The organism is Kitasatospora sp. NPDC057542 (assembly GCF_042801945.1).
Lineage (GTDB): Bacteria > Actinomycetota > Actinomycetes > Streptomycetales > Streptomycetaceae > Kitasatospora.
In genome coordinates this window covers 1-8,684 of record NZ_JBHVFE010000384.1, presented here as the reverse complement: position 1 = coordinate 8,684, position 8,684 = coordinate 1, and the positions used below count along the sequence as shown (strand labels likewise).

Genomic DNA, 8,684 nt, shown 5'->3' with positions numbered 1-8,684 from the left:
GAATCGTTGGTCAACAGCGCCCCGGAACGCCAGCCCCCGGCGGGGCCGGAGCCGGGAACGGCGGCGGGCGGGCGAGGGCTGCTGCCCTTCGCCGGCCGTCCGCGATTCCGTTCCGGTTACCGTGCGCCCCACTCCTGGTCGGTGGAGACGATCTCGCGGCCGAGCGGCATCAGCGAGACCGGGATCATCTTCAGGTTGGCCCACCCGAAGGGGATGCCGATGATCGACAGGAACAGCGGAATGCTGGTGATCAGGTGCCCGAGCGCCAGCCACCACCCGGCGAACACCAGCCAGATGACGTTCCCCACGCAGGACGCCGGCCCGGCGTCCGGCCGCTCCACCGCCGTCCGCCCGAACGGCCACAGGATGAACCCGGCGATCCGGAAGGACGCGATGCCGAACGGAATCGTGATGATGAGCACGCAGCAGATAATTCCTGCAAGCGTGTAGGCAAGCGCCATCCAAATGCCGCAGAAAATCAGCCAGATGACATTGAGGATGAACTTTATCGCCTTCATGGGCGGTACCTTCTCACGACTGGTGGTCTTGCATCTACGACCTGGCCATGCCCGCCTCCGAACGTGTCTATGCCCCCTAGGGGTCGTTTCTCCGGGCTCCGTCCGGGGCACTGCCCAGCCCACGGCCGGGACGACGCCCACCGCATTCGGACGCAACCGGGCCTGGGAAGGGCAGTGCCACGGCTGGGGTAGCGTTCCACTTTCCAGCAACCGGCCTGCCCTGTCGGCCCCTTGACCGGAAGACCTGATGATCGAGGCAAGCTTCTCGGCCGCCCCTGCTCTTTTGCCCGTGTTCGCTGTTCTCGGGTTGATGTTCTCCGCCGCAACCGCCTGGTGGGCCCGGCGGAAGGGCGTCACGGTGTTGCCGGCCGTGCTGTGGGGGCTCAGCCTGGCGGGCGAGCTGGCGGTGACGCTGACGCCGACGGCCGCCGGGTACTCGGGGCGGCCGAGTTGCACGATCGGGCCCGGCATGTGGGTCGACGCGACGGCGCAGCAGGGGCTGATGAACGTCGCGCTCTACGTTCCGCTGACGTTCTTCGGCGTGCTGCTGTCCCGCAGGCCGGCCACCGTGCTGGCGGGCTGTGTCGTGCTGTCCGGTGTCACCGAGGTCGTCCAGACCCTGCTCGGGACCGGACGTGCCTGCGACGGGGCGGACTTCGTCGACAACGCGGCCGGCGCGCTGCTGGGGGCGGCCCTCGCCGTCGGCTGGCTGCTCGTGCGGCGACGCGGCCTCCCCCGGGCACGCCGGGACCTCGTCCACGGGCTGGTGCTGGGTGTCGTCGGGCTGGCCGGCGTCGGACTGGTGGTGCACTTCGGCGTCCGGACGTACCGGGACGCGCCGGGCTTCGCCGCCGCGCCGTCCGATGACATCGTGACGGCACAGCGGGTGGCGGAGGGCCTGTTCGGTCCGCGCACCCTGGTGACCACCACCACGACCACCGCCGACCCGGGGTTGCCCCAGCAGATCATGGACGTCACCACCGACCGTGGCGAATTCCGGATCGAGCAGCCCAGCGGCCGCCTGCTCGCCGCCACCGCCACCGCGCCCCCCGCTGCCGACTCGCCTGCCCTCACCCCGGAGCAGGTCGTCGCGGCCGGCACGGCCTTCGTCGACACCTGGTTCGCCGACCGGATCGCGGGCCTGACCCCGACCGTCACCCCCGCCGGTCCGAACGGCTCTTCCCGAACGCTCAGTTACCGCCGAGACGGTGAGGCCTCAGGGCGGCCGCCGGTGCACGTCGACCTGACCGTGGCCGCCGACGGCCGCATCCTGACGGTCACGTCGTAGCCGTCCGGCGGCTCATGCCGGGCGGGGGAGGTAGGCCAGGCCGTGGGCGCCCGGGGCGGCGAGCTTGGGGATGGTCAGGCGGGAGACGCGGGTGAGGGTGTCCAGGTCGATGATGTCGACGGTGGAGGAGACGACGCCGGCGACGTAGGCGAGGCCGCCGTCCGGGGAGGAGGCGATGGTGAGGGGGAAGAGGCCCACCTCGACGGATCCGATCAGGCGGTGGTCTTCGGAGGCGAACACGGTGAGGCGGCCGGGGAGTTGGCGGCCCAGGGCGGAGCCGGGGTCGGGCGCCGACCGGACCTCGCCGACCAGGAGCCTGCCGGTCGAGGTGAGGTGGACCGGGAGGGCCGGGGACTGCGTGGGGAGGACGGCCGTGACGGTCGCGGTCGGAACGTCGATGACGCGGATGCCGGGGGCCGCGGCGGGGGCGGCGGAGGTGGAGAGGTACGGGCCGGCGGCGTAGACCCGGGTGCCGTCGGGGGAGACGGCCAGGCCTTCACTGCCGGGAACCTCGACCTTGGCGGTCAGAACCCCGCGTTCGAGGTCCACGACCGAGACGAAGGGAGCCTCCTTGTTGGTGGCGAAGCCCGTCCGGCCGTCCGGGGTGACGGCGAACCAGTGCGGGCCGGGGGCGTCGGTGTCGATCCGGCCGAGCGGGCGGCGGGTCTCGGTGTCGATGACCACGACGCCGCCGGGGCGGTCCTCGCCGCCCTCCACACTGACGTAGAGGCGGCGCCGGGCCGTGTCCAACGCCAGTCCGTGTGGGCCGTGTTCGGGGGCGAGGTCGATCACGTCGACGATGCGGCGGGTGTCGGCGTCGATGACGGTCAGCTCGGTGCGGCGGCCGCTGTTGGCGTGGTAGTAGCCCGAGTGGTAGGCGCTGCTGCACCAGAGCAGCCGCTGGGTCGGGTCGAAGCACAACTCGTGCGGCTCGGCGAGGACGTTGACGGTGTCGAGGTGGCGGTCGGTGGCGGCGTCGAAGAACGACACGGTCGGGCCGCTCTGACTGACGACGGCGAGGACGTCACCGCAACGGGCGGCACGGGAGAGCTGTGACATGAGGACTCCTCAGGGAGGGCTTCGCGGTCACCTCCACCTTCGTCGGCGGCACCGGCGGCAGCAATGCAAGAATCGGCATCGGATAGTTGCCTAGAACGCAAAGACAGAGCTCAGGAGCTTGCTTCCGATGGACCTCAACCTGCTGCGGGCCCTGGACGCCCTGCTCCAGGAGAACAGCGTGACCCGCGCGGCCGAGCGGCTCGGCACCTCGCCGGCGGCCGTCAGCCGGATGCTGGCCCGGCTGCGCCGCGCCGTCGAGGACCCGCTGCTGGTGCGCGCCGGGCAGGGCCTGGTCCCGACCCCGCGGGCGATCGAACTGCGGGACGAGGTGGGCGCGTTGCTGCGAGGCTGCGACAACGTGCTGCGTCCCGGCGCCGGGTTCGACCCCGTGCACCTCGACCGCACCTTCACGGTGCAGGCAGGTGAGCTGCTGCTGGTGCGGACGGCCGGCGCCCTCGCCGAGCGGGTCCGGGCGCAGGCGCCGCGGGTGGACGTGGTGTTCCTGCCGGAGACCCTGGAGGGCGGTCCGGCGCTGCGACAGGGCCTGGTGGACGTCGAGCTGGGCGTGCTCGGACACCTGGACCCGGAGGTCCGCACCCGCCGGCTGCTGAGCGTCCCGCTGGTCGGTCTCGCCCGTAGCGGTCACCCGCTGTTCGACGGCCGCCGGATCACGGCCCGGCGCTTCGCCGCCGTGGACCACATCGGCGTCTCCCGGCGCGGCAAGCGGCTCGGCCCGATCGACACCGCGCTGGCCGGACTCGGGCTGCGGCGCCGGGTGGCGGTCGTCGTGCCCAGCCACACCGGCGCGATGCTGCTCGCCCGGGACAGCGACCTGATCACCCTCGTCCCGGCGGACTGGCTGCCGGACACCATCGCCGCGCTGGGCCTGCGCACCTTCCCGATCCCGCTGGACCTCGCCGCGCTGGAGCTGGGGATGGCCTGGCACCCGCGCAACTCGGCCGATCCGGGCCACCACTGGTTCCGCGAGCACGTGGCGGCCGCGGTGCTGGGCGGTGCGGTGGCCGAGGCGGCGGAGGACTGAAGCGCCGCGGGCACCGATGACACGGTAGGAGCCGGGAGGGTGAACGGGGCGGCCCCGGCTCGGCTCGCGGCGTAGGGCCGGGATACCCTGCGGGGGTACACGAAGGCGGGCGGGAGGGGAGGCGGAGGATGGCGCGGTTGCGGCCGTTCGGCCGGCCGGTGCCGTGGGCGCTGCGTCTGCTGCTGTTCGCCGCGCTGCTGCTCGGCATCGTGACCATGCACACGCTCGGCCATCCGGGCGGCGGGCACGGCTCCGGTGGGCACGGCGGCTCCGTCGGGCACGGGGGAGCGGGGACGCATGCCTCCGCGATGCACTCGGCGGAACACTCCGCGATGCGACCGGCCGAGGCCGGGCAGCACGGCCCGGCCGTCGAACCCGTGCACGCCGACCGCCCAGCCGTCGCCGCCGACGCGGTGGCGGCCGACCCCATCGCCCCCGGCGGCATGGACCCGATGGCGGTCTGCCTCGCCGTCCTGGCCGGCTGGACCCTGCTGCTCCTCGCCGGCCCGCTGCTGCGCCGCAGCGGCGACGCCGCCGCCGAGGTGCGGGCCCGGCTGCTGCGGGCCGTCCGCGCGCTGCCCCCGCCCGGGGGCGGGCGGATACTCCTCACCCGGCTTTCGGTGCTGCGTCAGTAGGCGCGCGCCCGCCGTTCCGCGCCCGCGCCCGCTGAGGGCCGCCCGCGCGCACAGCCACGCGCCCCGATCGCGCCCCGCAGCGCCCGCGCACGGAACGGCCGACGCGACGTCCTGCACACCCACACACCGCACGAGGTGCACTCCGCCATGCGCACACCCACCCGTCGTACCGTCCTCGGCGCCGCGCTCGCCGCCGCCGGGACCGGCCTGCTCACCGCCTGCTCCTCCGACTCCATGAAGGGCATGGACCACGCGTCCATGAACCACGGCTCCACGAGCGGCCCGGCCGCCGCCCCGCCCGGCTACCTCGCCCCGAACGGCCCCGAGGTCGCTGCCGCCGAGGCCCGGCGCAATCCCGGCCCGGAGCGGAAGGTCACGCTCACCGCCACCGAGACCACCCTCGACCTCGGCGGCCGCACCGTCCGCAGCTGGGCCTACGGTGACCGCCTGCCCGGCCGGGAGGTGCGTGCCACCGTCGGCGACACGCTCGCCGTCACCCTCGCCAACCACCTGCCGCAGTCCACCTCGCTGCACTGGCACGGCCTCGCGCTGCGCAACGACATGGACGGCGTGCCGGGCGTGACCCAGGCCGACGTCAGGCCCGGCGCCTCCTTCGAGTACCGCTTCGCACTCACCCACCCGGGCACGTACTGGTTCCACCCGCACTCCGGCGTCCAGCAGGACCGCGGCCTGTACGCCCCGCTGATCGTCGAGGACCCCAGGGAGCCGCTGGCCTACGACAAGGAGTGGGTCGTCGTCCTGGACGACTGGGTGGACGGCGTCGACGGCAGCACCCCGGACGCCGTCCTCGCCGAACTCGCCAAGGGCATGGGCGGGATGGACCACTCGGGCGGCTCCGGGCGCGACATGTCCGGGATGCCGGGCCACGACATGCCGGGGATGCCCGGGACGGACACCGGCGGCACCCCGGGCGCCGGAGCCTCCGGCCCCGGCCGGATGCTGATGGGTGCTCGGAGCCCGCTGCTGGGCGGCGACGCCGGAGACGTCGCCTACCCGTTCCACCTGGCCAACGGCAGGCTCGCCGGCGCGCCCGAGACCTTCACCGCCAAGCCCGGCGACCGGATCCGCATCCGGCTGGTCAACGCGGGCGGCGACACCGCCTACCGGGTCGCCCTCGGCGGCCACGAGCTGACCGTCACCCACACCGACGGCTTCCCGGTCGAACCGGCCACCGTCCAGGCGCTGCTGCTCGGCATGGGCGAGCGCTACGACGTGCTGGTCACCGCCCAGGACGGCGTCTTCCCGCTGACCGCGCTGGCCGAGGGCAAGAACGCCACCGCCCTGGCCGTGCTGCGCACCGGCGGCGGCGCCGCGCCCGACGCCGCCGTCCGCCCGGCCGAGCTGGACGGCCGGCTGGTCACCGCCGGGCAGCTCAAGGCCGCCCCGGGCGTCCGGCTGCCCGCGAAGGCGCCCGACCGCACGGTGAAGCTGGAACTCACCGGGGGGATGGCGAAGGCCGACTGGGCGTTCAACGGCCGCCGGTACGACCCGGCGCAGCGCTACCCGGTTGCGGCGGGCGAGCGGGTGCGGCTGGAGTTCCGCAACAGCACCACCATGTGGCACCCCGTCCACCTGCACGGCCACAGCTTCGCGCTGCCCGGCGACGGCCCGCGCAAGGACACCGCGATCGTGCTGCCGGGCGCGACCCTGGCCGTCGACTTCGACGCCGACAACCCGGGACTGTGGATGGTGCACTGCCACAACGTCTACCACGCGGAGACGGGCATGATGACCGTCCTCGGTTACCGGGCCTGACCCCGCGCTCCCCCCCCGAGGAAAGGGGCGCGGGTTTCACCCCCGGAAGGACCCCGAACCGATCCACCGGTTCGGGGTCGATCCGTTCCCGGCACCCGACCCAGGGCATCGTGCCACCGGCGCCGACCTGCGCGGCCATGACGTTTTCTTAACGCGGGCCGGTAGCGGATTCTTAACGCCGGTCGCATAGCCTGGCGCACTGCCGTCGCCCGACGGCGTTTTACGGGGTCTTTAAACAAGAGGTGCAAGGTGGTTTCGTCGGGTTCGACGGAGACGACGGAGTCGGACGCGCCGTCGGCGCGAATACGCCTCCGCAGCTGGCTGCTGGAGGACGTGACCGCGGAGACGCCGGCGCAGCAGTCCGCTGCGGAGGGCGCCCCGGAGACGTCGCACGAGGGCGCGGCGGCGGGGGACTCCGCCGCGCACGGTGCGCACGCCGGCCAGCGCTGGTGGCGGGTGATGTGCCTGACCGGCCTGGACTACTTCTCGACGCTCGGCTACCAGCCGGGCATCGCAGCCCTCGCCGCGGGCGTGCTGTCGCCGATCGCGACCATCGTGCTGGTGGTGGTCACCCTGCTGGGCGCACTGCCGGTCTACCGGCGGGTGGCCAAGGAGAGCCCGCACGGCGAGGGCTCGATCGCGATGCTGGAGCGGCTGCTGTCGTTCTGGAAGGGCAAGCTGTTCGTCCTCGCGCTGCTCGGCTTCGCGGCCACGGACTTCCTGATCACCATCACGCTGTCCGCCGCCGACGCGAGCGCGCACCTGGTGGAGAACCCGCACCTGACCGGCTTCCTCGGCGGCAGGCAGGTGCTGATCACGCTGATCCTGGTGGCCCTGCTCGGCGCGGTCTTCCTCAAGGGCTTCAGCGAGGCGATCGGCCTGGCGGTGTTCCTGGTCGGGACGTACCTGGTGCTGAACGTGGTCGTGGTGGCCGTCGGTCTCTGGAAGATCATCGAGGCGCCGCACGTGGTCACCGACTGGACGGACGCGCTGACCGTCCAGCACGGCAATCCGATCGTCATGGTCGGCGTGGCCCTGGTGACCTTCCCGAAGCTGGCGCTCGGCCTGTCCGGCTTCGAGACCGGCGTCGCCGTGATGCCGCACATCAAGGGCGACCCCGACGACACCGAGGCGAACCCGGCCGGCCGGATCCGCGGCACCCGCAAGCTGCTGACCACCGCCGCCGTGATCATGAGCGTGTTCCTGATCACCACCAGCTTCATCACCACGCTGCTCATCCCGGCCGACCAGTTCAAGGCCGGCGGTGACGCCAACGGCCGCGCCCTGGCCTACCTGGCGCACGAGTACCTGGGGGGCGCCTTCGGCAGCGTCTACGACCTCTCCACCATCGCGATCCTCTGGTTCGCCGGCGCCTCCGCCATGGCGGGCATGCTCAACCTGCTGCCCCGCTACCTGCCGCGCTACGGCATGGCCCCGCACTGGGCCCGCGCGGTGCGGCCGATGGTGATCGTGCTGACCCTGGTCGGCTTCCTGGTCACCTGGATCTTCGACGCCAACGTGGACGCCCAGGGCGGCGCGTACGCGACCGGTGTGCTGGTGCTGATCAGCTCCGCCGCCATCGCGGTGACCATCGCCGCGCACAAGAAGCGCGAGCGAGGCTGGACCGTCGCCTTCGCGGTCATCGCGGCGATCTTCCTCTACACCACCGTGCTGAACGTGCTGGAGCGGCCGGACGGTCTGAAGATCGGTGCCTGCTTCATCGCCGGGATCATCCTGGTCTCGCTGCTGTCCCGGCTGCGCCGCGCCTTCGAGCTGCGCGTCACCAACGTGGCCCTGGACGATGTGGCGGAACGTTTCATCAGGGACTACGCACACCGCCCGCTGCGGCTGATCGCCAACGAGCCGAGCCACCGCGACGTCGCCGAGTACCGCGACAAGATCCGCCAGATCCGCGCCGACAACGACATCCCCGGCGAGGACGACCTGGTCTTCGTCGAGGTGACCGTCCGCGACGCCTCCGACTTCGAGGCCGAGCTGACCGTGCGCGGCGAGGTGCTGCACGGCCGCTACCGGGTGCTCACCCTGGAGAGCTCCAGCATCCCGAACGCGCTCGCCGCGCTGGCGCTGAACATCCGGGACCGCACCGGGCAGCAGCCGCACCTCTACTTCGAGTGGACCGAGGGCAGCCCCTTCGCGCAGTTCCTGCGGTTCTTCCTGTTCGGGCAGGGCGAGGTCGCACCGGTCACCCGCGAGGTGCTGCGCGAGGCCGAGCCGGACCGCTCGCGCCGCCCGCGCGTCCACGTCGGCTGATCGCCGCCCGTCCGCCCACGGCCCGTCCGCTCCCCTTGAGCGGGCGGGCCGTCGGTGTGTCCGGCGGGAACGACGGAGCGCCGCCCGCGCCGGGG

Annotated in this window: 7 protein-coding genes; 5 read left to right on the top strand and 2 right to left on the bottom strand. The window is 72.9% G+C overall.

The window, feature by feature from the left end; all coding sequences use genetic code 11:
• Nucleotides 1–116: 116 nt before the first annotated feature.
• Entirely contained in the window at nt 117–518 is a 402-nt protein-coding gene (locus ACFU7Y_RS33645; RefSeq protein WP_224281197.1) for a YccF domain-containing protein, read from the bottom strand.
• Nucleotides 519–828: 310 nt separating this feature from the next.
• Between ACFU7Y_RS33645 and ACFU7Y_RS33640 the strand changes: the two genes are divergently transcribed.
• The gene (locus ACFU7Y_RS33640) at nt 829–1,806 is read left to right on the top strand and encodes a VanZ family protein (RefSeq protein WP_380770639.1); all 978 of its coding nucleotides are present in this window, start codon (nt 829–831) and stop codon (nt 1,804–1,806) included.
• Between the two features lie 12 nt (nt 1,807–1,818).
• On the opposite strand, the gene ACFU7Y_RS33635 is transcribed toward ACFU7Y_RS33640, so the two are convergent.
• On the bottom strand, nt 1,819–2,865 hold the full coding sequence (locus ACFU7Y_RS33635) for a YncE family protein (RefSeq protein ID WP_380770638.1): 1,047 nt from the start codon (nt 2,863–2,865) through the stop codon (nt 1,819–1,821).
• 127 nt (nt 2,866–2,992) lie between these two features.
• Here ACFU7Y_RS33635 and ACFU7Y_RS33630 point away from each other — a divergent pair, with 127 nt between their 5' ends.
• From ACFU7Y_RS33630 to ACFU7Y_RS33615, 4 genes are all read left to right on the top strand, one after another.
• Nucleotides 2,993–3,907: a LysR family transcriptional regulator gene (locus ACFU7Y_RS33630; RefSeq protein WP_224281194.1), complete on the top strand. Its 915-nt coding sequence runs from the start codon at nt 2,993–2,995 to the stop codon at nt 3,905–3,907.
• A 128-nt stretch (nt 3,908–4,035) separates the two neighbouring features.
• A complete protein-coding gene (locus tag ACFU7Y_RS33625; RefSeq protein WP_380770637.1) occupies nt 4,036–4,542 on the top strand; it encodes a hypothetical protein in 507 nt (168 codons plus the stop codon).
• A 147-nt stretch (nt 4,543–4,689) separates the two neighbouring features.
• Complete coding sequence (locus ACFU7Y_RS33620) at nt 4,690–6,318, top strand: multicopper oxidase family protein (RefSeq protein WP_380770636.1); 1,629 nt, start codon at nt 4,690–4,692, stop codon at nt 6,316–6,318.
• Nucleotides 6,319–6,777: 459 nt separating this feature from the next.
• The gene (locus ACFU7Y_RS33615) at nt 6,778–8,589 is read left to right on the top strand and encodes an amino acid transporter (protein WP_224284635.1); all 1,812 of its coding nucleotides are present in this window, start codon (nt 6,778–6,780) and stop codon (nt 8,587–8,589) included.
• The last annotated feature ends 95 nt before the right edge of the window (nt 8,590–8,684 follow it).